The organism is Psychrobacter sp. TB55-MNA-CIBAN-0194 (assembly GCF_040309505.1).
Classification (GTDB): Bacteria; Pseudomonadota; Gammaproteobacteria; order Pseudomonadales; family Moraxellaceae; genus Psychrobacter; species Psychrobacter fozii.
This window is the reverse complement of the sequence record NZ_JBEOOW010000340.1, coordinates 1-268: the sequence shown is the minus strand read 5'-3', so window position 1 is coordinate 268 and position 268 is coordinate 1. Positions and strand designations below refer to the sequence as shown.

Here is a 268-nt window from a genome sequence, read left to right as displayed (position 1 = left end):
GCCGTGCTCGGCCAGCCACTCGTGTATCGCAACCAGAGCCTGTCGGTGCTGTCGGGCGTGCTGCCCGAGCATGAACTGCGCGAGCGGCTCGCGCGGGCCGACGCGGCCGTCGTGATGAAGCTCGGCCGCAATTTCGACAAGGTGCGACGCGTGCTCGACGAACTCGGGCTTGCGAAGCGCGCGCGGTACGTCGAGCGCGCGACGATGGCCAACCAGCGCATCGTACCGCTCGACGAGGTCGATCCGATGGCGTCGCCGTATTTCTCGC

The 268-nt window shown here is 68.3% G+C and carries 1 protein-coding gene; it reads left to right on the top strand.

Annotation, left to right across the window (positions count from 1 at the left end):
- Positions 1–268 (top strand): SAM-dependent methyltransferase (locus AAEY75_RS15375; RefSeq protein ID WP_352260070.1); only part of this gene is annotated, 268 nt, incomplete at both ends.